This window comes from Pseudonocardia endophytica (assembly GCF_004339565.1).
Lineage (GTDB): Bacteria > Actinomycetota > Actinomycetes > Mycobacteriales > Pseudonocardiaceae > Pseudonocardia > Pseudonocardia endophytica.
Genome location: NZ_SMFZ01000002.1, coordinates 476,872 through 502,032, shown reverse-complemented (window position 1 = coordinate 502,032; position 25,161 = coordinate 476,872). Strand labels below are relative to the sequence as shown.

Here is a 25,161-nt window from a genome sequence, read left to right as displayed (position 1 = left end):
TGTGACCGGCCGGAACCGGGCACAGACCTGCGGTCTTCGGTGGAACGCGGACCACGATACGCGACGGCGCCGACCTCGCCGTGAGCGGGGTCGGCGCCGTGACGTGCACACTCAGGCCGGTGTCATGCCGGAGATCTTCCAACGGCCGTCCACGTGGTCCGCGTCCACCCGCAGCCGGGCGGCGGCCGTGCCCTCCTGGGGCTTGCCCGCGTCGTCGACGCGCCGGATGACCTGGTTCACGAACACGTACATCGTCGCGTGGTCGCCGTCGATGCTGGAGACCGCGGACTTCGGGATGGTCGCGGTGACCACGGCCTGCTGCTTCGGCGCCAGCTGCCGGACGTTGCCGAAGATCTGGTCGAACTGCCCGGTGAACGGACCTGTGATCACGCCGCGCGCGTCCGACTCGGCCTGGTCGAGCCGGGCGAAGTCGAACGAGTACACCTTCGTCACGGCGTCGTTGACCTGCTCGCTGACCGTGGCGGTGGCACCGACGTCGGTCAGCGCCGTGTTCGACGTGGCGCCGGAGAACGCCAGGCGTCCCCAGGACACGGCGAAGAACGCGGCCGCCGCGACGAGCAGGATCGTCACCGCGAGCAGCGCGGCTGTCCCGCGACGGGTGGCCGGGGCCTGCGGCAGCGGGATCCGGCGCACGCGGGCGAGGACCGCGGAGCTCCGGGACTCCGGCTTCTCGTCGGCCTCCCCGCTCCGCACGGCCGGGGCGGCGGGGAGTCCGCCGTCCTGCGTGTCCGCGGAGATCTCGCGCGTCTCGGAGGACTCCGGAGCCTCGGTGCCCGCGACGGCCTCGTCGTCCGACGGGCGCGTGGCCGGGCGGGTCACGGTGCGCGAGCGCGGGGAGTCGGTCGGCGCCTCGACGGTCTCCGACGGCGACGGGGCCGTGCGGGCGGTCGTCCGCTCGTCCGTCCGCTCGTCGACGGCGAGGCCGCCCTCCGCGGTCTGCTCGGCGTCGGTCGTGCCTGCGGACGCGGTGCGCGGACGGCCCGCGACCTGGGGTCGGCGGGGTGAGCCGGTGGGGCGTCGGCGAGAGGTGGACATTGCGGTGACCTCCTGAGCGGAGCTTGCGGAGCGAATGTCAGCGCTGTGTCGGTCGGCCCGAGGCCGAGAACAGGGAGCGGATCAGCCTTGTCCGTTGCCGGGCGTCAGCAACGGGTCCAGGGCGCTCACCTTCCAACCGTCGTCGGTGCGGGTCATCTCCGCCTCGATCCGCTGGCGGGTGACGGTGGGCTGCTGACCCTCCGGGGTCACCGTGACGTCGACGCCGATCAGCACGCGCGCGACGCCGGTGCGGTCGTCCAGTTCGCCGACGGCGGCGTCCGCGATCGTCGCGGTGGTGGTGCGCTTCTGCTGGGTGACCAGCTGCGCGTACGCGTCGCGGTTCTTCTGGAACTCGTCGCGCACCGATCCCGTCGAGGACTGGATCCAGAGGTCCAGCCCGGCCGGCGCGTTGTGGTAGTCGAGCGTGTTGAGGTTGAGCACGGCCTGGCGCGCGTCACGCAGGACCGCGTCCCGGTCGGACGCGACGGTGACCGACTCGCTGTTCAGCGCGATCAGCCAGAGCGCGCCGAACACGAGCGCGAGCACGGCGGCCACGACGGACGCGACGGGCAGCAGGCGGCCGAGACGCGACGGCGTCCGCGGGGACGGGGCCTCGTCGGAACCGGGTCGTTCGTCGGTGAGGGTCATGGGGAGCTTCCTCCTAGCCGGCTGCGGGGGACAGCCGTCAGGCCCCGCCCAGGATCTGGGCGAAGTCGGTGACGAGGGCCGGCGGTGCGGCCTGGCCGGTCGCGGCTGCCGGGTCCGGACCCGCCGCGGGTGGCGGCGCCGGAGTGTTCCCTGCGTCGGCAGGCGGCATCGGGGTCTCCGCCTTGGGAACATTCTGCATACCACGCACGCTGGTCGGGCTCCCGGGGGGTTCGGCGCAGTAGGCGGCCGAGTTCACCGGGACCTCGGAGACGTCGTCCGGGTCACGCCGCGTCGTGCCGTCGTAGCCACGCGTGCAGACCGGGGGGTTGTTGACGTTGAGGACCAGGCCGAGGTGTGCCGTGCCGTCGCCGGGCACGACCTTGGGTGCGATCGCGACCAGACCCGGGTACGTGACCAGGATCTGCTTGAGACCCGCCTGCCGGTTCTCCAGCAGCTCGGTGATCTGACGCAGGTTCGCGATCGACTCGCCGAGTCCGGGGCCGCTCTCCCGCAGCAGGCCGCTGACCTGGTCGCCGAGCCGTGGGCCGTCGGCGATGATCCGGCGCAGGTCCGGGTCGGACTGCTTGAGCTGCGCCGTGACCTGGTTCAGGCTCGCCGCGAACTCCTTGAACTGCGGCGCGACCTCGTTCTGCGTGGTCAGTACCGGACGCGAGTCCTGGATCAGCGCCGTCGTCTGCGGCAGCGCGTCCGTCGCGGCCTGGGTGAACTGCCCCGTCGTGTCCAGCAGCTGCTGCAGCGGCTGCGCGGTGTTCGCGAAGCCGTCGCCGAGCTCGGAGACGACGGTCCGCAGGTTGTCCAGCGGGACCGTCCGGACCAGGTCGTCGAGGTTCACGACGAGGTCCTCGACCCCGACCGGCGTCTGCGTCCGGTTCTGCGGGACCACCGAGCCTGCCGCGAGCATCGGGCCCGCGTTCGTGGCCGGCTGCAGGTCGACGTACTGCTCACCAATCGCGGACAGGTTGCGGATCTCGGCCTTCGTGTCCGACGGGATCGGCGGCGCACCGTTGTCGATGTCCAGCTGCACGTCGACACCGCGGTCGGTGAGCGTCAGCGGGCCGACCCGGCCCACGCTGACCCCGCGGTAGCTGACGTCGGCGCCGGTGAAGATGCCGCCGGAGTCGGCGAGCTGGACGGTCACCGGGTACGTCGTCGCACCGAAGATGCGGTCCAGCCCGGCGTACCGGAAACCGGTGTAGCCGATGCCGACGACCGCGACCAGCACCAGCGCGATCAGCTGCAGCCGGACCGTCCTGGTGATCACGAGCCACCTCCGAAGAGCCCGCCGAACAGACCGCCGCCGCTCTTCGGCGCGGGGGTCGGCGTTGGCGTCGCCGGCGCGGGTGCGGCGGGGGCCGGGGCCGGGGCGCCCGCCGCGGGCGGCGCTCCCGGGGCACCGCCCGGCGCCGGTGTCTGCTGGCCCTCGTTCGCCCCGAGCAGCGGGGCGAGCAGCCGTCCGGTGGGCGGCAGCTGCCGGGTCAGCGGGTTGTTCGCCAGCGGCGTCTGGTTGCTGGACAGGATGTTGTTCAGGATGACGCCGAGGTCGATGTCCGCCTTGATGTACAGGTTCGCGTAGTCACCGGCGACGGCGTCCGTCGCGGCGTCGGTGAACGGGATCGTCAGCAGCAGCTGCAACGAGTTCGGCAGGTCCTGCCCGGAGTCGGCCAGGTTCCGCAGGACCGGCCGCAGGTTCTCCAGATCCGCCAGCGTGTCCTCGCGGCTCTTGTTGATCACGTTCGTGGCCACGCCGGAGAGCCGGTCGAGCGACTTGAGCATGTTCACCAGCTGCGCGCGCTGCGCCTCCAGCTCCCGCAGGCCGGGGCTGAGGTTCTGCAGCGCGTTCTCGATCTGCGGACGGCGCTCGGCCAGCGTCGCGGACAGGCGGTTCAGCCCGTCCAGCGCGCGGTTGATGTCGTCGCGGCTGTCGTCCAGTGACCCGACGAGCTTGTTCAGGTTGTCCAGCAGCTCGCGGACCTGCGGCTCGCGGCCGGTCAGCGCCTTGTTCAGCTCGGTCGAGATCGTCTTGATCTGCGCGACGCCGCCGCCGTTGAGCAGCATCGACAGCGCGCCGAGAACCTCCTCGACCTCGGCCGCGCGACCGGAGTCCTGCAGCCCGATCTTCCCGGTCTGGGCGAGCGAGCCGGGCGCCGGCTTGTCCGGGGCGTCGAGCTCGACGAACTTCTCCCCCAGCAGCGACGTCGTCCGCACCTTGGCCGTCGCGTTCGACGGCAGCGAGACGTCCCGGTTCACCAGCACCGTGACCATCGCGTTCCACGACTTCGGCTCGACGCCGATGCTCTCCACCGTGCCGACCGGCACGTCGCCGACGCGCACGAGCGACTGCGGGACGAGGTCGACGACGTCCGCGAACTCGATCTGGACCCGGTACGGGTCGTCGCCGAGCGAGGCGCCACCGGGGAGCTCGACGCCGCGCAGGCCGCCGGAGAGCACGCCGCAGCCGCTCGCCGTCACGCCGACGACGACGAGCAGCGCCACCAGCCGGGTCAGACGTGCCCTCACGAGCCACCTCCGAACAGTCCGCCGAGCAACCCGCCGTCGTTCTTCGGGGCGGGCGTCGGCGAGGCCGGCGCCGGGGCGGTGCGCTGCTGCGGAGCCAGCGGGTTCGCCAGCGGCGCCGACGGGTCGGCCGTCGGGGCCAGCGGCGTGCCGGGCAGCGGGTTCAGCGGCAGGCCGGGCGTCGCCTGGCCGGTCGTCGCCGGTGCCGGGAGCCCGCCCTGCGTGCCCTGCGGGGCCAGCGGGTTCGGCAGTCCGCCCAGGCCGGACAGGATCGTCGAGCAGGCGTTCCCCAGGTCGACCGGCAGCGGCAGGTTGCCGGCCTGCGACTGCGCCAGCTGGCAGACCAGCGCCGGGAACGGCTGGGACAGCTCGTTGAGGTTCGCCCGGGTGTCCAGCGTCTCCGACGACCCGTTGTAGATGTTCGTCAGGTTGGACAGTGCCGCCGGCGCGATGTCGGAGATCTCGGCCAGAGCCTTCTGGTGGTCGACGATCTCCTGCGTGACGCTGGTCAGCTTGTCCACGTTCGACTTCAGCGTCGCCCGGTTGTCCTGCACGAAGTCGGCCACCTCGCCGAGCGCGAACGACAGCTCGCGCAACGCGTCGCCGAGCTGGCCCCGCTGCGACGCGAGGAAGCTCGTGACGTCGGCGAGCTTGCCGTTCAGCTCACGGACGCCAGGGTCGTTGTCCTTGATCGTGGACACGAACTTCTGCAGCTCGGTGATCGTCCCGAACAGGTCGGGCGCGGAGCCGTTCAGCGTCGCGCCGAGCCCGCCGAGGTTGCGGATCGTGTCGTTCAGCTTACGGCCGTTGCCGTCCAGGTTCGCCGCGCCGACGTTCAGAGCGTCGTTCAGCGCGCCGGTCTTGTTCGCGCCGTCCGGACCGAGCGCCCTGGACAGCTCGGTCGCCGTGCGGGCCAGGTCGTCGACGCCGAGCGGCACGGCCGTGCGCTCGACCGGGATCACCTGGTTCGTCCACTCCGGACCGCCGGAGTAGGTCGGCGTCAGCTGCACGTAGCGACCGGTCACCAGGCTCGGCGAGACGATCGCGGCCTTGACGTCCGCCGGGAGGACCAGGTCCTGGTCGTCGATCGTCATGTCGACGCGGACCTGGTTGCCGTCCGGAGTGATCGCGTCGACCTTGCCGACCGGCACGCCGAGCACGCGCACGTCGTTGTCCGGGTACAGCGCCGACGTGTTCGTGAAGTACGCCGTGATCTGGCGTCCGCCCCGGTCGGTGACCAGCCAGAAGCCGGCCGCGACGAGGACGGCGACGATGCCGGCGAGCGCCGTCAGCTGCAGCGCCCTGCGGTCCGAGGCCCACGATCCCATCAGCAGCCACCACCGATCGGACCGATGGGCGGCGGCAGCAGGCCGCACGCGTAGTTGTCGAACCAGCGGCCGTTGGACAGCGCGTTGCCGAACACCCGGAGGAACACCGCCTCGTTGTCGAGCAGCTCGCCCAGGTCGTCCCGGTTGCGCTCGAGCACCCCGAGCACCTTGTCCAGGGTCTCCAGCGTCGGCCGGAGCTGGTCCTTATTGTCCGCGACCAGCCCTCGCAGCTGGACGGACAGCTTCTTCGTGCCGTCGAGCAGGTTCGCGATCGCGGTCTTCCGGGCCTGCAGCTCACCGAGGAGCAGGTTGCCGTCGTTGACGAGCTTCACGATGTCGCCGCGACGGTTGGCCAGCGTCGTGGACAGCTGCCGCGTGTTGGCCAGCAGCGTCTTCAGCTGGGCGTCCCGGCTGGAGATCGTCTGGGACAGGCGCGACAGGCCGTCGAGCGTGCCGCTGACCTCCGGCGGTGTGTTCCGGAACGTGTCCGACAGCGTCTGCAGGCTCTGCGCCAGCTGGTCGGTGTTCAGCTGGTCGATCGTCCCGGACAGGCCGTTGAACGCGTCCACCACGTCGAACGGCGACTTCGTCCGGTCCGCGGTGATCACCTGGTCCGGGTCCTGGTCGCCGTCGCCGCGCGGATCGAGGGCCAGGAACTTCGAGCCGAGCAGCGTCCGGATCTCGATCGAACCGGTGGTCCGGTTGCCGACCCACGCGTCGGTCACGTTGAACGTGACCAGGACGTGGTCGCCCTCCAGGTCGACGCTCTGCACCCGGCCGACCTCGACGCCCGCGACCGTCACCTGGTCGTCGGCCTGCAGGCCTGCGGCTTCCGTGAACTGCGCCTCGTAGGTGCTCCCACCGCCGAACAGCGGCTTGAAGTTGAACGCGACGAGCGTGATCGCGAGGATCACGACGATCCCGATCGTGGCCAGCAGGACCGGCCTGCGCTCCCCCACCCCGGCCATCTAGTTGCCTCCCGGGGTCGGGGCGGGCAGCGCGGGCAGCAGCGGAGCCGCCGGGTTGCTGCTGGAGTCGGTCGGCGGCGCGCCCCCACCGCTGGTCAGGGCGTCCAGCGACTGTGTCGTCGGTTCCTGGGCCGCGGGACCGGCCGCCCTGTTGTCGGGATGCGGCTGGTCGCCACCCGTCCGCCCGGGGATGTCCCCGTTCGCGACGCTCAGACCGTCCTGGTCCGGGTCGGCGCCACAGCGGGGCGCGTCGTCCTTCGGCAGGTTCAGGTCGAGCGGGAAGCCGGGCAGCTGCGGGAAGTTCGGGAAGCCGGGGACCTCGCTGACGTCGACCGTCGCGCTGAGCTGGCAGACGTAGAACTGGAACCAGCTGCCGTAGCTGCCCACCCGGGCGATCTTGTTCAGCTTGTACGGCGCGAGCTGCAGGAAGTGCTCGACGGCCGGGCGTCCCTGGTCGAGCTGCGTGGACAGGTCGCCGAGGTTCTTGATGTCGTCCTTGAGCGGCGGCCGGGCCTGCTGCACGAAGTCACCGGTGACCTGGGTGAGCGTCCCGATCGACTCCAGCGCCTGGCCGATCGGCTGCCGGTCCTGGGCCAGGCCGGACACCAGCGCCTGCAGCGAGCTGATCAGCTCGTTCAGCCCTTGGTCGTTGCGGTTCACGGTGTCCAGCACCGCGTTCAGGTTGTCGATCACCTGCCCGATGACCCTGTCCCGGTCGGCGATCGAGTTCGTCAGCGACGCCGTGCTGGCCAGCAGGCTCTGCACGGTGCCGCCCTCGCCCTGCAGCGTCTGGACGATGTTCAACGACAGCTGGTTGATCTGCTGCGGGTCGAGGCCCTGGAACAGCGGCTGGAACCCGTTGAACAGCACGGTCAGGTTCAACGCCGGCCGCGTCCGCTCCAGCGGGATCTGGCCGCCCGCCGGCAGCAGCTCACCGGTCGGGCCCGCGCCCTGGTCCAGGGAGACGTAGCGCTGGCCGATCAGGTTCCGGTACTTGATCGTGGCGTTCACCGTGGCCGGCAGCTGCTGTCCGGAGTCGACCGAGAAGTCGACCTGGGCGACCTTGCGGTCCACGACCTCGATGCTCTTCACCGTGCCGACGACGACGCCCGCGATCCGGATGTCGTCGCCGGGCAGCAGGCCGGTCGCGTCCGAGAACCGGGCGCTGTAGTCGGTCACGTCGCCGCCGCGGCCGTTCGCGATCGTCACGCCGAGGACGACGGTGAGGATCGCCGTGATCACCGAGAAGATCAGGAACTTGACGAGCGGGCCGAGAGGGAGGCGACTCACGAGACGGTCACCTCCGCACCGCGGTACATCGGCGCGACCATCATCGTGCTCCAGGCCGGGACCGCCTTCGGCGCTCCGCCGCGCTGGGTGGCCAGCAGCTCGGACACGATCTGCTGCTCACCGGGCGAGTTGCCGATGCCCATGTCGGAGGAGTTGTACGAGCTGGGCGTGATCCCCGGCAGCACGCCGGCCAGGGGCGTACCCGACAGCGGCGACGCCGGCAGGACCGGGAACGGGCCCGCCCCGTTGATCGCGGTCTGGTCCTGGATCAGGCCGAACGAGTTCGTCCCGTCGTAGGTCCCGAAGTCCTCGACACCGAACTGTGCCGGCGGTCCCATCGGCTGCCCCTCCGGTGCCGGCCCGGGCACCGACCCGTCACGGAACGGGCCGTCCGGCGGGTACTGGGTGCCCTTCGGCGTCGGGATCGGGTAGCAGCGCGGCCCGCGGTCGTCGCCGTACTCCGGCTCGTCCTGGTTCGGCAGGTACTTGCCCTTGTTCGCGACGATCTCCAGCGTGATGTGGACGCCGGGATCGGTGTCCGGGTGGATCGCGTCGTTGATCTTCGGGATGAGGTCCACCAGCTGGCGGGTCAGGCAGGGGAACTCCGGCGAGTACCTGGCCAGCGTCTCCAGCGTCGGCCTGCTCGCCTTCGTCAGGCCGATGATGTTGTCGCCGTTGGCGTCCAGGAACGCCCGCAGGTCGTCGGACGCGGTCGTCACCTTGCCGAACAGGTTGCGCAGACCGTCCCGCTGCTCGACGACCGTGCGCAGCGTCGTCGTCAGGTTGTCCGTGGAGGCCAGCAGGTCCGGTGTGGCGTCGGACAGGTTCTGCGAGAAGTCCGCGAGCTGGCGGATGTCCTCCTGCAGGTCCGGCACCGACGGGTTCAGGCCCTTGGTCAGCGTGTTCAGCTGCTCCAGCGTGCGCCCGAGCTGGTCGCCCCTGCCCTGCAGCGCGGACGACAGCGCACCGAGCGTCGACGCGAGCTGGTCCGGGCGGACGGCCTGCAGCAGCGGCAGCAGGTCGTCGAGCACGCGCTCGACCTCTCGTGCGGACTGGCTGCGGTCCTCGTCGATCACGTCGCCCGCGGCCAGCGGCTTCGTCGAGGGCCCCTGCTGCGGCACGAGCGACACGAACTTCTCGCCGAACAGCGTCTTGGGCAGCAGCCGTGCGGTCACGTTCGACGGGATCTGGTCGATCATCGCCGGATCCATCTGCATCGTGATCGTCGAGACCGGGCCGTCCGTGGAGACCTGCGAGACCTGGCCGACGATCAGTCCGCGCACCTTGACGTCGGCCCGCTCCTGCAGCTGCGTCCCGACCCGGTCGACCTTCAGCTGGACGTCGTCGGACTGCTTGAACACGCCTGCGTAGGACGCCACCGACAGGCCGAGCAGACCGACGATCACCATCACGAACGCCAGGCCCTGCAGCACCTTGCGGGACGATCTCACGCCGGCACCCCCGCTCCCGACCGCCGCGTCATCCCGCGACCCGCACGGACGTGTCGGTGCCGAAGATGACCAGCGTCAGGAAGAAGTCCAGGATCGCCGTCGAGACGATCGACAGCCGCACCGCGCGACCCACCGCGACGCCCACACCGGCCGGGCCGCCGGTGGCCCGGTAGCCGTAGTGGCAGTGGATCAGGATGATCACCGCGGCGAAGATGATCACTTTGAGATACGAGTACAGGACGTCGCTGACCGGGAGGAACAGGTCGAAGTAGTGGTCGTAGGTCCCGCCGGGCAACCCGTTGATCAGCGTCACGTTCAGCCGGGACGCGACGAAGCTCGCCAGCAGGCCGATCGTGTAGATCGGGATGACCGCGATGATCCCGGCGATCACGCGCGTGGTGACCAGGTACGGGACGCTGGGAACGGCCATGACCTCGAGCGCGTCGATCTCCTCGGAGATCCGCATCGCGCCGAGCTGCGCGGTGAAGCCGGCGCCGAGCGTCGCCGTCAGCGCGGACGCCGCGACGAGCGGGGCGATGTCACGGGTGTTGAAGTACGCCGTGATGAAGCCGGTCAGCGCCTCGACACCCAGCGAGTCGAGCGCCCGGAAGCCCTGCAGGCCGACCAGCGACCCGACGAACAGCGACAGCGACGCCATGACGCCGGCCGTGCCCAGGATGACGATCAGCGCGCCGGACCCGAAGGACACCTCGGCGAGCAGCCGGGCGACCTCCTTGCCGTAGCGGGTGATCGTCTTCGGCATCCACAGGATGGACCGGATGTAGAGCGAGAGCTGGTCGCCCAGCTCCTCGAGCTGGTCCAGCGGCGCCTGCAGCGAGCGCCGCAGCCGGGCGCCGAGCGGGGACGAGGTGACGGCCATGACTCTAGAGACCCTTCGGCGGAACGAGCTCGAGGTAGAGCGCCGTCAGGACGAGGTTGATCAGGAAGACGAGGACGAACGAGATGACGACGGACTGGTTCACCGCGTCGCCGACGCCCTTGGCACCGGGCGGCGGGTTGAGCCCGCGGTAGGCCGCGACGATCCCGGCCACGAGCCCGAACAGGAACGCCTTGACCTCGCTGACGACGATGTCCGAGACCTGCGCGATCGCCGAGAAGCTCGCGATGTACGCGCCGGGCGTCCCGCCCTGGATGATCACGTTGAAGAAGTAGCCGCCGGTGACACCGACGACCGTGGCGAGCCCGTTGAGCACGACCGCGGTCGTGGCCATGGCCAGCACCCGCGGCACGACGAGCCGCTGGATCGGCGAGATGCCGAGGACCTCCATCGCGGAGATCTCCTCGCGGATCGTCCGGGCACCGAGGTCGGCGCAGACCGCGCTGCCGCCCGCCCCGGAGATCAGCAGCGCCGTGACGATCGGTGCGGCCTGCTGCACGATCGCGAGCACCGAACCGGCACCGGTCTGCGACTGCGCACCGAACTGGCGGGTCAGCTCGCCCAGCAGCAGCGCGATCGTCGCACCGAACGGGATCGTGAACAGCGCCGTCGGCAGCGCCGAGACCTTCGTGACGAACCAGGTCTGCTCGACGTACTCGCGGAGCTGGAACGGCGGCCGGAACGCCTGCCTGCCGATGTCGGCGGCGAGGCCGAACATCTTCCCGACGGGCGTGAGCGCCCGCGTGATCGGGCTCGGAGCGGTCACGAGGCCTCCTCGCCGGCGCTCGTCGGCCGCGTTCCCGGCGGTGCTGCGTCTGATGGTTCGCTCGCACGCTCGCTCACGAGTCGTCCCCCTTGCCCCAGAACCGCAGCCGGCGACGGCCGCCCTTCTCCGCCTCGCCGGCGCCGCCCTCGTCGCCGCCGCCCTGGTTCTCGTGCGGGTCGGCGGTGTAGGCGTCGGCGACGTACGGGTCACCGGAGCCCTCGCTGTACGGATCGGTGTACGCGTCCGGGGACGCCGAGCCCTGCACCGCCCGGCCGGTCCACGCGTCGTCCTCGCGGGCGGGCGCGCCGTCGACCGGCGTGAGCGGGCGGACGTCGGTGGGCCGGTCGTCCGGCGCCGGGCCGTCGTCGGTCACCTTCGGGTGCACGTCGGTCGGGCGGTCGTCGGGGTCGTCGCGGCCGTCGGTGAGCGTCGGGTCGAACGGGGCGGGCGCGGCCTGCGCCTGCTGCTCGCGCGGCGCCTCCTGCGTCCTCTCCTCCGACGCCGCCGGCTGACCGGCCGACACGACCGTGACCTGCTCGCGCTCGCCGCCGTCGGGCCGGGCGTACTCGCGGGTGTCGCCGCCGCGCGCGTCGCCGCTCTGCTGGTCGTACGAGCGGCGGATCGCCTGCTGGGCCGGCTCTGGCAGCTCGTGCATCATCGCCTCGACGCGCTCGCGGCGCCGGTGCACCGCCTGCCGGTCCGGCATCCCGGTGGACGCCTCGAGCTGCGGCTTCATCTCCGGCAGGCCCTCGAGCTCACCCGCCTCGGCCATCTCCTTCTCGGCCTGGGCGGTGTCCTTCTCCTCGCTCATCCCGATCGGGCCCTCACGGCGACCGTTCAGGAACTGGGCGACGACCGGGTCGTCGGAGGTGAGCAGGACCTCGCGCGGGCCGAACATGGCCAGGTGCTTGCGGTAGAGCATCCCGATGTTGTCCGGAACGGTCTGCGCGGTGTTGATGTCGTGCGTGACGATCAGGAACGTCGAGTCCGTCTGCGCGTTCAGATCGATGATCAGCTGGTTCAGGTACGCCGTGCGGACCGGGTCCAGACCGGAGTCGGGCTCGTCGAACAGGATGATCTCCGGGTCCAGCACCAGCGCGCGGGCCAGGCCGGCCCGCTTGCGCATGCCGCCGGAGATCTCGCCGGGCAGCTTCGACTCGTCGCCGGTGAGGCCGACCATGTCCATCTTCTCGGCGACGATGTCGCGGACCTGCGCCTCGGACTTCTTCGTGTGCTCGCGCAGCGGGAACGCGATGTTGTCGTAGAGGTTCATCGACCCGAACAGCGCGCCGTCCTGGAACAGCACGCCGAACAGCTTGCGCAGCTCGTAGAGCCGGGACTCGCCACAGCGGACGAGGTCCGTGTCATGGATGACGATCGAGCCCTTCTCCGGCTTGAGCAGCCCGATCAGCGACTTCAGGAAGACCGACTTGCCCGTTCCGGACGGGCCGAGGAGCACACTGACCTCACCAGGAGGCAGCGTGAGCGTCACGTCGGACCAGATGTTCGCCCGGCCGAAGGACTTCGTCAGTCCCTCGACCTTGACCTCCACACCGGTCACTCGTCCGCCTCCTCGCGTTCGACCGCTGACACACCGGGGGCCCGGATGCCGGGGAGCGCAGGCCACTCGTCGGTGCTGAACCACCCAACGAGTGGCGCGGGGCGAGGTTACTGACCCGTACTGGCGGGTAACGAGGCAGATCCGTACCGTAGATTACGTTACGGTGACCCAGGGTCGCGAGCGGCGACGCTCCGTCGTGGACCGCGGTGGGGATTGGGCTCGTCCGTGCAGCGGGCTGGTCCGATCGGCCGGAACCTCACGCAGCGCGGCCGGTCCGCGATGATCACCTGTCCCGCCCGAATGTCACCCGATCGGCGGGCTCACGTCCCGCAGGTGCGCCGGCGCGTAGGACAGGATCAGCCGCTGGTAGTCGTCGAACATCGTGCGCAGCAGGTCGCGGTCGCGCGGGTCGCACGTCTGCTGGAACCCGACCATCAGCGAGATCCCGAGCACGGCGAGCCGGTGGGCGTCGGCGCCCTCGCCGACGACGTCGGCGACGACCTGCTCGAGCGCGACCGTCCGCTGCTGGTCGACGCGTCGCTGCGCGCCACCGACGTCCGGGTCGCTGTCCGACCAGGCCCGGATGGCCGCCTCCGCGTCGTGGCGCAGCTCGACGGTCAGGCGCTTCACCACGAGCATCCGCTCGACCGGGTCGGCCGTGGCGCGGGCCAGCTCGACGATCCGGTCGGTCTGCTCGGCCTCCCAGTACCGCAACAGGCCGCGCACGAACCCGGCCCAGCCGTTGAAGTGGTGGTAGAAGGAACCGCTGGTCACACCGAGCGCCCGGCACAACGGACCGATCTTCAGACCGGCCGCCCCGTCCCGCGCGAGGATCGTCATGGCCGCGTCGTAGTACTGCTCGGCGACGACCTGCCGGCCCGCTCTCCTGGGCACCCGCTGCTCCCGTTCCGATGTGGCGCTCTGTCCGCTCCAGCCTGCCACGGCCGGTCAGAAGATCCGGCGCAGCAGCCGTTCCGTGCGGCCGTCGTAGGGCGGGTAGACGAATCCGGGGTCCGGCCGGGTCGGCTTGCGCAGCACCGACCGCCGGTGCGAGAACGTCTCGAACCCGAACCGCCCGTGGTACGCGCCGGTCCCGCTGCGCCCGACGCCGCCGAACGGCAGCTGCGGGGCGAGCACGTGGAACATCAGATGGTTGACCACGGTCGCGCCCGCCGGGACGTCGCGCGTGACCCTCCGCGCCGTCGTCGACGACGCGGTGAAGACGTAGGCGGCCAACGGCTTCGGTCCGGAGTTGACGTGCGCGACGGCCGCGTGGACGCCGTCCACGGTGAGCACCGGCAGGATCGGGCCGAAGATCTCCTCGGTCATCAGCCGGGAGCCCACGTCCGGGTCGCGCACCACGGTCGGCTCGACCGTCCGGGCATCCGGGTCGACGGTCCCGCCGGTCACGACCGTGCCGCCGTGCCCGTCCAGCAGGCCGGACAGCCGGGTCGCCTGCCGCGCGTCGACGACGCGCAGCCCGCCCGTTCTGCCGCCGCGGAAGCGCGTCGTCTCGGCCACGATCCGCTCGGTCAGGTCGTCGGCGACGGCGGCGTCGGCGAGCACGTAGTCCGGCGCGATGCAGGTCTGGCCGGAGTTCATCAGCTTCGTCCAGGCGATCCGCCGGGCGGCGACCTCGACGTCGGCGTCCGCGGCGACGATCACCGGGCTCTTGCCGCCGAGCTCGAGCGTCACCGGCGTCAGGTGCGGGGCGGCCGCCTCCATCACCTTCGCGCCGACCTCGGGACTGCCGGTGAAGAACACGTGGTCCAGGCCCTGCGCGAGCAGGGCCTGCGTCTCGTCGGGACCACCCGGCACGACGGCGACGGCATCCGGGTCCAGATACCGCGGCAGCAGCGTCCCGAGCAGCTCGGCCGTGGCCGGGGCGTACTCGGACGGCTTGACGACGGCGCAGTTGCCCGCGGCCAGTGCCGCGACGAGCGGCGCGAGCGTCAGGTACGCGGGGTAGTTCCACGGCCCGATCACGAGCACGACACCGAGCGGCTCGTACTCGTAGTGCGCCCGGCCCGGCAGCACCGACAGGGGGAGCCCGGTCCGGCGGCGGCGCATCCATCGTCGCAGGTGGCGGCGGGCGTAGTGGGACTCGGCGGCGGTCGGCGCGAGGTCGGCCAGCCAGGCGTCGACGGAGGGCCTGCCCAGGTCCGACGCCAGCGCCGCCGCGAACTCGTCCTCGCGCTCGGCGAGCATGCGCTCCAGCCCGCGCAGCTGCCGGATCCGCCAGCCGCGGGCGCGGGTGCGGCCGGTGGCGAACGTCGAGCGCAGCCGGTCCACCTCGGCCACCGGGTCGGCGCGTCGGGTCGGCACGGCGGTGTCGGTCATCGGTTCTCCCGCGTCGTCGAGGGTCGGATCGGCTTGACGATAACGTAATCTACGTTATGTTCGGCGACGCAACCGACCACACGACGACGTGGAGGACCCGTGCCCGGCTTCGCCGACGAGGACGAGCTGTACCGCTACATCGGCGGGATCTTCGAGACCGCGCTGGCCGATCCGGAGCTGGAACCCAGGCTCCGCGCGACCGGACTCGTGCTGCGCCAGCAGTGCACCGAACCGGACTCGGCGCTGATCATTGACCTGCCCGGCGGCAAGGTCTGGAAGGGCTCGGACCCGGGCGCGCCGGAGGCGTCGGCCACGATGACGATGGCCACCGAGACGGCGAATGCCTACTGGCAGGGCAAGGTCAACCTGACGTTCGCGATGGCCAAGAAGAAGGTCACCGTGGAGGGCGGGGTCACGAAGCTGCTGCAGCTCGCGCCGCTGTCCAAGCGCCTGTTCCCGGTCTACGTCGAGAAGCTGCGTGCCGACGGCCGCGACGACCTGCTGGTCTCGTCGTGAGCCGTCGCGTCCTGGTGACAGGGGCCGCGTCCGGGATCGGCGCCGAGGTCGCCCGCCGGTTCGCCGACGCCGGCGACGACGTCACCTCGCTCGACGTCAAGGACCCCGCCGTCCCCGTCGACCGGCACGTCCACTGCGACCTGTCCGAGGTGGACTCGATCGACGCGGCCGTCGCCGCGCTGGACGGGGAGTTCGACGCGCTGTGCAACGTCGCGGGCGTCCCGGGCACCGCGCCCGCGGAGCTCGTCATGCGGGTGAACCTGCTGGGGCTGCGCCACCTCACGGAGGCCGTCGTCGAGCGGATCGGGCCGGGCGGCGCGGTCGTGAACGTCGCGTCGATCGCCGGCTACGACTGGGCGTCCCGGCTGGACGCGCTGCGCGACCTGCTGGCCACCGACACCGTCGACGAAGGACTGGCCTGGTTCGCCGCGAACCCGCAGCCCGGCAACGCCTACAACTTCTCGAAGGAGGCGCTGATCGTCTACACGATGCTGATGGCGCCGGTGTTCGCGGAGAACGGCGTGCGGATGAACGCGGTCTGCCCCGGACCGGTGGAGACGCCGATCCTCGGCGACTTCGAGGAGTCGATGGGTAAGGAGAACCTGGACGCGCTGGCCGCGTTCCTCGGCCGGCACGCGACGCCGTCGGACATCGCCGGGCCGGTCACGTTCCTGGCCGGACCGGACTCGTCGTGGATCAACGGTCACGCGCTCGTCGCCGACGGCGGTATCAGCGGGGCCGTCCTGACCGGCATGGTCCCCGCACCGCAGATCTGAGGAGGGAGCGCCGTGACCACCACCGAGACGCGGCCGCACGACCCGATCGACATCTCCAGCCAGGCGTTCTGGGCTCAGCCGCCGGACGTGCGTGAGGAGTCGTTCGCCGAGCTCCGTCGCGAGCGCCCGCTGTCCTGGCACCGCCCGGCCGAGACCGACCTGCTGCCCGACCCGGAGGCCCCCGGGTTCTGGGCGCTCGTCACGCACGCCGACATCGTCGCGGTGTCGAAGGACGCCGAGGCGTTCGCGTCCGGCCAGCAGTACGGCGGCGTCATGCTCGAGGACGTGCCGGAGGACATGCTCGAGGCGGCGCACTCCATCCTCGCGATGGACGCGCCCCGGCACCGGACCCAGCGCAGGGTGATCGCCTCGGTGTTCACCCCGAAGCGCACGAAGCAGATCGAGGACCAGATCGCGAACCAGGCCCGGCTGATCGTCGACGACCTGCTGGGGTCCTCGGGCGAGGTCGACTTCGTCACCGCCGTCTCCGCCCGCCTTCCGATGTGGACGATCTCGGAGATGATCGGGATCCCGGAGGAGCGGCGCCAGGAGGTCGCGGACGCGGCGAACGCCATGGTCGCCTGGAACGACCCGGAGTTCATCGGCGACGGCGACCCGATGGGTGTCCTGCTGAACGGGCTGATGACGCTGCACACGGCATCGTTCGAGCTGTCGGAGGCCCGGCGCGAGCAGCCGGCCGACGACCTGATGACCGCGCTCGTCCAGGCCGAGGTCGACCGCGAGTCGCTCACCGACGAGGAGATCGCCGCGTTCTTCGTGCTGCTCTGCGTCGCCGGCAACGACACGACCCGCCAGACGGCCAGCCACGCGGTGCTGGCGCTGGACCGGCACCCGTCGCAGAAGGCTCTGCTCGTGGACGACTTCGAGAACCGGATCGACGCCGCCGTGGAGGAGTTCGTGCGGTGGGCGACGCCGGTGCTCACGTTCCGGCGCACGGCGACCCGCGACACCGAGATCCGCGGGCAGCACATCGCCGAGGGCGAGAAGGTGGTGATGTTCTACATGTCCGGCAACCGGGATGCCGACGCGTTCGATGCCCCGGAGGAGTTCGACATCACCCGGGACAGGAACCCGCACGTCGGCTTCGGCGGCGGTGGCCCGCACTTCTGCCTCGGCTCCCACCTGGCCAGGACGCAGCTGCGCTCGCTGTTCGGCGAGCTGCTCTCGCGGGCGCCGGACCTGTCGGTCGGCGAGCCGGAGTGGCTGGCCGGGAACTTCATCAACGGCATCAAGCGCCTGCCGGTGACCGTCGGGAAGGACGGCTCGTGAAACTGGGGCTCGCTCTCGGCTACTGGGGATCCGGGCCGCCGCCCGGCGTCGAGGAGAAGGTCGCCGCGGCCGAGGACCTCGGGTTCGACTCGATGTGGTCGGCCGAGGCGTACGGCTCGGACGCGTTCACGCCGCTGTCCTGGCTGGGCGCGCGGACGTCGCGGATGCGGCTCGGCACGTCGGTCGCGCAGATGTCCGCCCGCACCCCGACCGCGACGGCGATGGCCGCGATGACACTCGACCACCTGTCCGGCGGGCGCGCGGTGATCGGCGTCGGCGCGTCCGGACCCCAGGTCGTCGAGGGCTGGTACGGGCAGCCGTACCCCAAGCCGCTGGCGCGCACCCGCGAGTACGTGCGGATCATGAAGGACACGATCGCGCGCGAGAAGGTCACGTCCGACGGGCCGCACTACCCGATCCCCTACCCGGGCGGCACCGGGCTCGGGAAGCCGCTGCGGTCCACGTTGCACCCGTACCGGACGGATCTGCCGATCCTGCTCGCCGCGGAGGGCCCGAAGAACGTCGCGCTGGCCGCCGAGATCGCCGACGGGTGGCAGCCGCTGTTCTACGCGCCGCGCCAGGACGGGCACTACCGGGACTCGCTCGAGGAGGGCTTCGCCGCGCGCGGTGGGCGCCCGGACGGCTTCGAGGTCGTGTGCATGGTCCAGGTCGTGGTCGACGACGACGTGGAGGCCGCCGCCGACCGGATCCGCCCGTTCCTCGCGCTCTACATCGGAGGGATGGGCGCCCGCGGCGCGAACTTCCACTACGAGGTGTTCGCGCGCATGGGCTATCCGGACGACTGCGCGCGAATCCAGGATCTCTATCTGGACGGCCGCAAGGACGACGCCGCGGCGGCCGTCCCGACGTCCATGGTGGAGGAGATCTCCCTGGTCGGGCCGGCCGCGAAGATCGCCGAGGAGCTGCCGGTGTTCCGGGACTCGCTGATCACGACGATGGTGGTCGACGGGTCACCGGAGCACCTACGCCAGATCGTGGACCTGGTCGGCTGAGCGACCGGACGGTCCACCGGCCCTCGACGTGAACACCACGGCTGTCCGAACGCTGCCGGACGACCGTGGTGTTCACGTCACCGCTCCGGTGGCCGAGCCTCAGCCCGCCGCGGCCGCGACGAGCTCCCGCTCGTCCTCGGCGTGGAACTGCTCCTCGAGGTTCTCCGGCTCGGCGTCGACGTCGATCACGTGCAGGTCGGCGCCGCGCGCGGACTCGATCGCGCCGAGACGGCGGCCGAGCTTGTCCATCGCGTACTCGGCCAGCTCGTTGATGTCGATGCCGAACGGCGTCTCGCCCTCACCGAAGCGGTCCACCGTGCCGGTGACCACGCCCATCGCCGGGACCATGAGCTCCTGCATGCGCTCGTCGACGAGGTCCCAGTTCGCGTCGTCGGCGGCGACGTGGCGGCGGCAGGTGAACGTGCCCCACGCCATGTGGCGGCGCTCGTCGTCGCCGATGTGCTTGATCACCTGCTGCATGCCGGGCAGGATGCCGCGCTCGGCGCAGATCTTGTGCCATGCGAAGTAGCCGGTGAGCGCCAGCGTGCCCTCGACGATGTGGTTGTAGGTCACCGACGCGCGGATCTGGCTGCGCGGCGACGGGTCGTTCTGCAGCGCGTACAGGCTCTCCGGCAACGCCTGCGTGAAGATCTGCATGTAGTGCTCGTTGTCGTCGATGTACTCGTGAAGGTCGCCGGTCATGCCGACCGCGTCGAACCACAGCCGGAAGGCCTGCGTGTGCTTGGCCTCCTCGTAGACGAACTGCGTCAGGTACATCTCGTCGGCCAGACGGCCCTCGGAGGCCATCGCCGCGACGAACGGCTGCAGGTCCTGGGTCACCGACTCCTCACCGGCCAGGAACTGCGCGGCCAGCGCGCAGGTCTGCCAGCGCTCGTCGTCGGTCATGGCGGCGAAGTCCTTCGCGTCCTGCGAGAAGTCGATCGACGCCGGGTCCCACGGCTTCGCGTTACCCTTGCGGAACAGCCGCATCGGGAACGAGTCGGGGTTCAGGCCCCCACCCGTCATCGGGGACAGGCTGGCGAACCCGTCCCGCTTGCCGTGCTCGATCGTCCGCTTCGTGCTCACGTTCCTGGCTCCCTTGCCGTCCGGTGGTGGGCTGGCGTCAGATGATCAGTATCGGATCAGGCCCCGGATGTTGCGGCCCGCGCGCATGTCGGCGTAACCGTCGTTCACCTGCTCGAGCGTGTACTCCTTGGTGATCAGCTCGCGGAGCTTGAGCTGTCCGAGGTTGTGCATCTCCAGCAGGCGGGGGACGTCGTGCTGCGCGGCGGAGCTGCCGAACAGCGCGCCGCGGATCTGCTTCTCGTAGAGCGTCAGCTCCAGCAGCGACAGCGACGCCGTGTCCTGTTCTGCGTGCCCGAGCGCGGTGACGACGACGCGTCCGCCCTTGCCGACGAGCTGCAGAGCGGGCTGCAGGTCGGCGCCCTCGGCCACGCCGGTGCACAGGATCGCGGCGTCCGCGAGCTGCCCGCGGGTCAGCTCGGACACGATCTCCCACGCCTCGTCGATGCTCGTCGCGACGTGCGTGGCGCCCAGCGCCCTCGCGTGCTCGTGCTTGGACTCGACCGGGTCGACGGCCACGACGTACCGGCAGCCGGCGATCCGCGCGCCCTGCACGGCGTTCGCGCCGATGCCACCGACGCCGATCACGACGGTGGAGTCACCGGCCCGCAGGTCGGCGCTGCGCACGGCCGAGCCGAAGCCGGTGGTGACGCCGCACCCGACGAGCGCGGCGAGGTCCAGCGGGAAGCCCTCGTCGATCGTCACGACGGACTTCACCGGGACGACGGTGTGCTTCGCGAACGTGCCGAGCAGGCACATCTGCCCGACGTCCTCGCCCCGCGCGTGGAACCTGTAGGTCCCGTCGAGCTGCGGGCCGAGCGTGGCGCCCGCGCCGTCGTTGCAGAGGTTGGGCAGGCCGCGCGCGCAGTACGGGCAGCGCCCGCAGGACGGCAGGAACGTCATCACGACCGGGTCGCCGACGGCGACCTCGGTGACGCCCTCGCCGATCTCGAGCACCCGTCCGGCACCCTCGTGACCGCCGACCATCGGGTACGCGACGGGCAGGTCACCGGTGACCAGGTGCTCGTCGGAGTGACAGAGTCCGGATGCCGTCAGTTCGACGAGAACCTCTCCGGCCTTCGGCCCGTCGAGCTCGACCTCCTCGACCTCCCACTTGCCGCCCGGTTCCCACAGCACCGCCGCCGTCGTCCGCATGGCACGGGATCATGGCGCACGTCACCGGCGCCCCACACCCGCCGTGGGCGCCAGCACTGGCCCCCACGTGCCAGCCGTCGCGAGACCGCGCGAACGTGCCACTCGACGCCGGCCACCGACCGAGTGGAACGCTCCGGTCCTCCCGGCCGCGGGAACGTACCTGCCGATTCCGCCGACGCGGTCGAGTGGAACGCTCCCGCTGCCGCGGGGTCACGCCGGCGGGAGCGGCAGGTCCAGACGCGCCACCAGCCCGCCGTCGTCGCGTGGCAGCAGGCTCAGCTCTCCGGCCATCGCCGTCGCGAGCGCCTCGGCGATCCACAGCCCGAGCCCGGCCGTGCCGCGGCGCTCCCCCAGCGCCACCCCCTTCGCCGTCACCAGTCCTTCCTGGCCGGCGGGCAGGCCCGGGCCGCGGTCACGGACCTCCGCGGTCAGCGTCGTGCCGTCGTGCCGCAGATCGAGTTCGACGGGCGCGTCCCCGGAATGGCGGGCGGCGTTCTCGACGAGGTTGGTCAGCAGCCGACGCAGCCGCTGCGGATCGCACTGCACGGCGGCGCCGTCCGGTTCGACATGCGGGCGTCGGCGCTCCTCCGCGACGCCGGCCGCGTCCAGCACCGCCTCCGCGAGGTCGGCCAGATCGACCCGGCGTGGACGGACCCTGCCGAGCGGACTGCCGTCGATGACGGCGAGGTCGGCCAGGCCGTCGAGCATGTCCCGCAGGTGTGCCGCGTGCTCCGCGAGCAGGCCGGTCGCGCGTCGGCGGGCGTCGTCGGAGAGCCGGTCGGCGGCCAGGTCCGCGGACAGCGCCGTCAGGGACGCGACCGGCGTGCGGAACTCGTGCAGCACGACGCGCGCTCCGTCGAGCCGCGCCCGGCCCTGCGCCCGTTCGGAGAGGTAGCGCTCGTGCTCGGTCTCCGCGCGGGCCCGCGACTCCGCCGCGACGGCCAGCTGCCGTTCCAGGAGCCGCACGAACACGCCGACGAGCACGGCTGTCGCCAGCAGGAACCCGGTCCACCACAGTCCGATCAGGACACGGGAGCCGAGCGACTGCGACGGCTCGGACCCGAGCACGGCGGCCGCCGTGTACCCGGCACCGAGCGCGAGCGCGGCCAGCCGGGCGACCGACTGACCCGCGCGCAGCGCGGCGGCGATGGCGACCAGCGGCAGCGCCGCGACCATCAGGCTCCGCGCACCCCCGGTGAGCCCGCACGCCAGGACCACGAGCAGGCCGTCCACCCCGGTCAGCAGCGCGGGCTTCACCGGTAGCGGCCCGCGCAGGCCACCGACCAGCAGCCCGGCCGCGTACACGGCCGCGACGGCGACGAGCACGGCGGCGACCGTGAACCGCTCGCCCGCCACGTCCGGGTCGAGCACGAGCAGCACCGCCGTCGCCGCGACGACGGCGACCCGGATCACGACGGCCGTGCGCTCCTCGGCGGTGCGCTCCGGCATCTCGTCCACTGCGACTCCCGCGGATCGGAGGCTGGTCGGGGAAGACTAGTGCCGTGTCGTGGGGCGTCGTTGCCGTGACCGGCGGGTCCAGGCGTTCGCAGGCACGGCGCCGCCCGCGGCTCCTACCGGGCGTCCTCGCACGGGCGGCAACGACGCCTGCGGGCGCGCCTGGGCCACCGAGTCCGGTGCCGGACGCCCCGCGGCGCGGCACTAGGGTCGGCGCCGTGCCGGACGGTCCGCTCCGGGTGGTGATCGTGGACGATCACGCCTTGTTCTCGCAGGGTCTCGCCCTGCTGCTGCAGGCGCGCGCCGGGGACACGTTCGTCGTCGAGGGGTCCGCGACGGCGGGTGAGGAGGCCGTCGCGCTCGTCGGCAAGCACCGGGCGGACATCGCGATCGTCGACCTTGCGCTGCCCCCGCTGGGCGGTGTGGAGACGATCCGGCGGATCAAGTCGTCGTACCCGTCGACCCGGGTGCTCGCACTGTCCGGCACCGAGGACCTCGATCTCGCCGCGGCGGCCCTGCGCGCGGGCGCCGAGGGCTACCTGGGCAAGTCGGCGGACCCCGAGGTGCTCGTCGCGCCACTGCTGGCGATCTCCGCCGGGGTGCGGGTGCTCCGCGCCGAGCTGCTGGACGCACTGCTCGTCGCTGCCGACCGGACCGCCGACGGTCTACTGGACCGGCTGTCGGACAAGGAGATCGAGCTCTGGCGCCTGCTCGCCCACGGGCTGGAGACGGCCGACATCGCCCGCCCGCTCCTGGTCAGCGAACGCACCGCGAAGCGCATGATCGCCTCGCTGCTGCACCGCCTCGGCGTCGCGAACCGGATCGAGGCCGCCGCGCTCGCGGGACGCTGCGGGTTGCTCGATCCGGAGTGAGGCCCGGCCGGGCCACGCCTGGCCCGGCCGCGGCGTGCCCGTCGAACCCGGGGCACGGCAGACTCCCCCGAAAGCCGGGCGACGGCGCCCGGACGCAGCACGGGAGGAGACAGCCGGTGGCACTGTTCGCCGACGAGGCCGAGGTCTACGACTACCTCGGTGGCGTGTTCCGGATGGGCCTGGAGGACCCGAAGCTGGTCGAGGCGCTCGGGCCGTCCGGCGTGGTCCTGCGGATCGTCTACACCGACCCGGACGCGGTCATCACCGTGGACATGCCGAACGCGGAGATCCACACGGGTGCCGGCGCAGGCCCCGACCCGAACGTCGAGCTGTTCATGACCGCCGACACCGGGAACCGGTTCTGGCTGGGCAAGGTCGTGCTGCCGGTCGCGCTCGCGAAGGGCGACGTCCGCGCCAAGGGCCCGGTCGCGAAGCTGCTCAAGGTGCTGCCGTTGGCCAAGCAGCTGTTCGGCCCGTACAGGCAGAACCTCGAGCAGCGCGGCCGCCAGGACCTGCTGGCCGCCTGATCGACCGTTCGAGTGAGATCGGCGCGTCGGATCGCCGGGGTGGGGTCGCGTCCCGATACTGCGTCCGGGGATCTGATCTCACCGGAGAGGCCCGACACATGAGTCTGTGGCTCGACGTCCACCAGTGGCAGCCGCTGCGCGGCAACCTGCACCCGATCGCGGACGTCGAGTGCGAGCCACCCGACCCCGCGCCGGACTCCCCGGCCGGCTGGCACGACTGGGCCGGCGAGTGCCTGACCGAGGTCGCGGACAAGGACCGGTGGCAGTCCGGCCGGTACCACTTCACGGTCCAGGAGCGCGACGACGAGGGCCGCAACCTGAACGAGATCGCCCAGGGCTACTGGGAGTGGGCGGCCGACCAACCCGTGCAGCCCGGAAAACGCTGACCTCGTCCCGGCCACGCGGGACGTAAGGTCACCTGCGGGACGACGTGGTCGAGGAGAGGAAGTACCTGCAGTGACCAGTGGAAGCGGACCGCTCGCCGGACTCAAGGTGGTGGAGCTCGCCGGGATCGGCCCGGGCCCGCACGCCGCGATGATCCTGGGTGACCTCGGCGCGGACGTCGTCCGCGTCGACCGGCCGTCGGGCGGGCTGAACCTCGGCTCCGACGACGTGCCGGACCCGACGCTGCGCGGACGTCGCACGGTCGCCGCCGACCTGAAGGACCCGGCGGGACGGGAGACCGTCCTGCGCCTCGTCGACCACGCCGACGTGCTGATGGAGGGCTACCGGCCGGGCGTCACCGAACGCCTCGGCGTCGGACCCGACGAGTGCCACGCCCGCAACCCGCGCCTGGTGTACGCCCGGATGACCGGCTGGGGGCAGGACGGGCCGATGGCCACGCGGGCCGGCCACGACATCAACTACATCTCGCTGACCGGCGCGCTGCACGCGATCGGCAGGCCCGGGGAGCGCCCGGTGCCGCCGTTGAACCTCGTCGGTGACTTCGGCGGCGGCTCGATGCTGCTGGTGATCGGCATCCTGTCCGCGCTGTGGGAGGCGCAGCGCTCCGGGCAGGGCCAGGTCGTCGACGCGGCCATGGTCGACGGGTCCAGCGTCCTCGTGCAGATGGTGTGGGGGATGCTCGCGCACGGCGCATGGAACGACGACCGCGGCGTCAACCTGCTCGACGGGCACGCGCCGTTCTACGACACCTACACCTGCTCCGACGGCCGCCACGTCGCCGTCGGCTCGATCGAGCCACAGTTCTACGCGCAGCTGCTGCAGGGACTCGGCATCGACCCGTCCGAGCTCGGTGAGCAGTTCGACCGCTCGCACTGGGACGACACGTCGAAGCGGTTCGCCGAGGTGTTCGCCACCCGCACCCGCGACGAGTGGGCCGCGGTGTTCGCGGACACCGACGCCTGCGTCACGCCGGTGCTGGCGTTCGGCGAGGTCGCCGACCACCCGCACCTGGCGGCGCGGGACACGATTGTCACGCAGGACGGCGTCGCGCAGGCGGCACCCGCCCCGCGGTTCTCCCGCACCGGCACGCAGGTGGCCGGCAAGCGGTCGGACGCGGAGGACGTCGACTCGGTGCTGGCCGACTGGGCCTGACCTCCCGCCCACGAACGAGGGGCACCTTCGAGCACTGTGAGTGCTCGAAGGTGCCCCTCGTTCGGTATGGGACCGC

The 25,161-nt window shown here is 71.6% G+C and carries 22 protein-coding genes and 2 pseudogenes; 8 read left to right on the top strand and 16 right to left on the bottom strand.

Going from position 1 to position 25,161, the window contains the following annotated elements:
- Positions 1-111: 111 nt before the first annotated feature.
- From EV378_RS21230 to EV378_RS21170, 13 genes and pseudogenes are all read right to left on the bottom strand, one after another.
- On the bottom strand, positions 112-1,056 hold the full coding sequence (locus EV378_RS21230; protein ID WP_132428977.1) for a prolipoprotein diacylglyceryl transferase: 945 nt from the start codon (positions 1,054-1,056) through the stop codon (positions 112-114).
- 81 nt (positions 1,057-1,137) lie between these two features.
- Positions 1,138-1,704 carry a hypothetical protein gene (locus EV378_RS21225; protein WP_132428975.1) on the bottom strand — a complete coding sequence of 189 codons (567 nt, stop codon included), beginning with the start codon at positions 1,702-1,704 and terminating at the stop codon, positions 1,138-1,140.
- A 37-nt stretch (positions 1,705-1,741) separates the two neighbouring features.
- A complete protein-coding gene (locus tag EV378_RS21220) occupies positions 1,742-2,986 on the bottom strand; it encodes an MCE family protein (RefSeq protein WP_132428973.1) in 1,245 nt (414 codons plus the stop codon).
- The gene (locus tag EV378_RS21215; RefSeq protein WP_132428971.1) at positions 2,983-4,242 is read right to left on the bottom strand and encodes an MCE family protein; all 1,260 of its coding nucleotides are present in this window, start codon (positions 4,240-4,242) and stop codon (positions 2,983-2,985) included. Before EV378_RS21215 ends, EV378_RS21220 begins: the two co-directional genes overlap by 4 nt.
- Positions 4,239-5,567, bottom strand: a complete 1,329-nt coding sequence (locus EV378_RS21210) for an MCE family protein (RefSeq protein ID WP_132428969.1) — start codon at positions 5,565-5,567, stop codon at positions 4,239-4,241. The genes EV378_RS21215 and EV378_RS21210 overlap by 4 nt, the downstream gene beginning before the upstream one ends.
- Positions 5,567-6,535, bottom strand: a complete 969-nt coding sequence (locus EV378_RS21205) for an MCE family protein (protein WP_132428967.1) — start codon at positions 6,533-6,535, stop codon at positions 5,567-5,569. The genes EV378_RS21210 and EV378_RS21205 overlap by 1 nt, the downstream gene beginning before the upstream one ends.
- 231 nt (positions 6,536-6,766) lie before the next feature.
- Positions 6,767-7,825 (bottom strand): annotated as a pseudogene (locus EV378_RS21200) (MCE family protein); the annotation flags it as partial.
- Positions 7,822-9,276 carry an MCE family protein gene (locus tag EV378_RS21195; RefSeq protein WP_132428963.1) on the bottom strand — a complete coding sequence of 485 codons (1,455 nt, stop codon included), beginning with the start codon at positions 9,274-9,276 and terminating at the stop codon, positions 7,822-7,824. The pseudogene EV378_RS21200 and the gene EV378_RS21195, both read right to left, overlap by 4 nt.
- Positions 9,277-9,304: 28 nt before the next feature.
- Positions 9,305-10,156 (bottom strand): MlaE family ABC transporter permease, encoded by an 852-nt coding sequence (locus EV378_RS21190; protein ID WP_132428961.1) that lies wholly within the window; start codon positions 10,154-10,156, stop codon positions 9,305-9,307.
- Positions 10,157-10,160: 4 nt separating this feature from the next.
- Positions 10,161-10,892, bottom strand: a complete 732-nt coding sequence (locus EV378_RS21185) for an MlaE family ABC transporter permease (protein ID WP_243653940.1) — start codon at positions 10,890-10,892, stop codon at positions 10,161-10,163.
- 643 nt (positions 10,893-11,535) lie between these two features.
- Positions 11,536-12,501, bottom strand: a pseudogene (locus EV378_RS21180) (ABC transporter ATP-binding protein); the annotation flags it as partial.
- Positions 12,502-12,804: 303 nt separating this feature from the next.
- The gene (locus EV378_RS21175) at positions 12,805-13,395 is read right to left on the bottom strand and encodes a TetR/AcrR family transcriptional regulator (protein ID WP_132428957.1); all 591 of its coding nucleotides are present in this window, start codon (positions 13,393-13,395) and stop codon (positions 12,805-12,807) included.
- Between the two features lie 54 nt (positions 13,396-13,449).
- Complete coding sequence (locus EV378_RS21170; protein WP_132428955.1) at positions 13,450-14,841, bottom strand: aldehyde dehydrogenase family protein; 1,392 nt, start codon at positions 14,839-14,841, stop codon at positions 13,450-13,452.
- Positions 14,842-14,940: 99 nt separating this feature from the next.
- Between EV378_RS21170 and EV378_RS21165 the strand changes: the two genes are divergently transcribed.
- The 4 genes from EV378_RS21165 to EV378_RS21150 are packed head-to-tail and all read left to right on the top strand — an operon-like array spanning position 14,941 to position 18,436.
- Complete coding sequence (locus tag EV378_RS21165; protein WP_132428953.1) at positions 14,941-15,357, top strand: SCP2 sterol-binding domain-containing protein; 417 nt, start codon at positions 14,941-14,943, stop codon at positions 15,355-15,357.
- Positions 15,354-16,133 carry a coniferyl-alcohol dehydrogenase gene (locus EV378_RS21160; RefSeq protein ID WP_132428951.1) on the top strand — a complete coding sequence of 260 codons (780 nt, stop codon included), beginning with the start codon at positions 15,354-15,356 and terminating at the stop codon, positions 16,131-16,133. Before EV378_RS21165 ends, EV378_RS21160 begins: the two co-directional genes overlap by 4 nt.
- A 12-nt stretch (positions 16,134-16,145) precedes the next feature.
- Positions 16,146-17,423 carry a cytochrome P450 gene (locus EV378_RS21155; protein WP_132428949.1) on the top strand — a complete coding sequence of 426 codons (1,278 nt, stop codon included), beginning with the start codon at positions 16,146-16,148 and terminating at the stop codon, positions 17,421-17,423.
- Complete coding sequence (locus EV378_RS21150) at positions 17,420-18,436, top strand: LLM class F420-dependent oxidoreductase (protein ID WP_132428947.1); 1,017 nt, start codon at positions 17,420-17,422, stop codon at positions 18,434-18,436. Before EV378_RS21155 ends, EV378_RS21150 begins: the two co-directional genes overlap by 4 nt.
- A 99-nt stretch (positions 18,437-18,535) precedes the next feature.
- Here EV378_RS21150 and EV378_RS21145 read toward each other — a convergent pair whose 3' ends face one another.
- From EV378_RS21145 to EV378_RS21135, 3 genes are all read right to left on the bottom strand, one after another.
- Positions 18,536-19,522 carry a R2-like ligand-binding oxidase gene (locus tag EV378_RS21145; protein ID WP_132428945.1) on the bottom strand — a complete coding sequence of 329 codons (987 nt, stop codon included), beginning with the start codon at positions 19,520-19,522 and terminating at the stop codon, positions 18,536-18,538.
- A 45-nt stretch (positions 19,523-19,567) separates the two neighbouring features.
- Positions 19,568-20,674: an NDMA-dependent alcohol dehydrogenase gene (locus tag EV378_RS21140; protein ID WP_132428943.1), complete on the bottom strand. Its 1,107-nt coding sequence runs from the start codon at positions 20,672-20,674 to the stop codon at positions 19,568-19,570.
- Between the two features lie 210 nt (positions 20,675-20,884).
- The gene (locus tag EV378_RS21135; protein WP_132432479.1) at positions 20,885-22,123 is read right to left on the bottom strand and encodes a sensor histidine kinase; all 1,239 of its coding nucleotides are present in this window, start codon (positions 22,121-22,123) and stop codon (positions 20,885-20,887) included.
- Between the two features lie 224 nt (positions 22,124-22,347).
- On the opposite strand from EV378_RS21135, the gene EV378_RS21130 reads away from it, so the two are divergent.
- The 4 genes from EV378_RS21130 (at position 22,348) to EV378_RS21115 (ending at position 25,085) form a co-directional block, all read left to right on the top strand.
- Positions 22,348-23,001 carry a response regulator gene (locus tag EV378_RS21130; RefSeq protein WP_132428941.1) on the top strand — a complete coding sequence of 218 codons (654 nt, stop codon included), beginning with the start codon at positions 22,348-22,350 and terminating at the stop codon, positions 22,999-23,001.
- Positions 23,002-23,117: 116 nt separating this feature from the next.
- A complete protein-coding gene (locus EV378_RS21125; protein ID WP_132428939.1) occupies positions 23,118-23,528 on the top strand; it encodes a sterol carrier protein in 411 nt (136 codons plus the stop codon).
- 98 nt (positions 23,529-23,626) lie between these two features.
- The gene (locus EV378_RS21120; RefSeq protein ID WP_132428937.1) at positions 23,627-23,914 is read left to right on the top strand and encodes a hypothetical protein; all 288 of its coding nucleotides are present in this window, start codon (positions 23,627-23,629) and stop codon (positions 23,912-23,914) included.
- Between the two features lie 70 nt (positions 23,915-23,984).
- Entirely contained in the window at positions 23,985-25,085 is a 1,101-nt protein-coding gene (locus EV378_RS21115) for a CaiB/BaiF CoA transferase family protein (protein ID WP_132428935.1), read from the top strand.
- Positions 25,086-25,161 lie beyond the last annotated feature (76 nt).

Excerpts from the sequence above, each read along its gene's own strand:
- EV378_RS21140 (WP_132428943.1), bottom strand. The coding sequence starts at position 20,674 with ATGCGGACGACGGCGGCGGTGCTGTGGGAACCGGGCGGCAAGTGGGAG.
- EV378_RS21205 (WP_132428967.1), bottom strand. The coding sequence starts at position 6,535 with ATGGCCGGGGTGGGGGAGCGCAGGCCGGTCCTGCTGGCCACGATCGGG.
- EV378_RS21210 (WP_132428969.1), bottom strand. The coding sequence starts at position 5,567 with ATGGGATCGTGGGCCTCGGACCGCAGGGCGCTGCAGCTGACGGCGCTC.
- EV378_RS21170 (WP_132428955.1), bottom strand. The coding sequence starts at position 14,841 with ATGACCGACACCGCCGTGCCGACCCGACGCGCCGACCCGGTGGCCGAG.
- EV378_RS21225 (WP_132428975.1), bottom strand. The coding sequence starts at position 1,704 with ATGACCCTCACCGACGAACGACCCGGTTCCGACGAGGCCCCGTCCCCG.
- EV378_RS21230 (WP_132428977.1), bottom strand. The coding sequence starts at position 1,056 with ATGTCCACCTCTCGCCGACGCCCCACCGGCTCACCCCGCCGACCCCAG.
- EV378_RS21190 (WP_132428961.1), bottom strand. The coding sequence starts at position 10,156 with ATGGCCGTCACCTCGTCCCCGCTCGGCGCCCGGCTGCGGCGCTCGCTG.
- EV378_RS21185 (WP_243653940.1), bottom strand. The coding sequence starts at position 10,892 with ATGTTCGGCCTCGCCGCCGACATCGGCAGGCAGGCGTTCCGGCCGCCG.
- EV378_RS21135 (WP_132432479.1), bottom strand. The coding sequence starts at position 22,123 with ATGCCGGAGCGCACCGCCGAGGAGCGCACGGCCGTCGTGATCCGGGTC.
- EV378_RS21120 (WP_132428937.1), top strand. The coding sequence starts at position 23,627 with ATGAGTCTGTGGCTCGACGTCCACCAGTGGCAGCCGCTGCGCGGCAAC.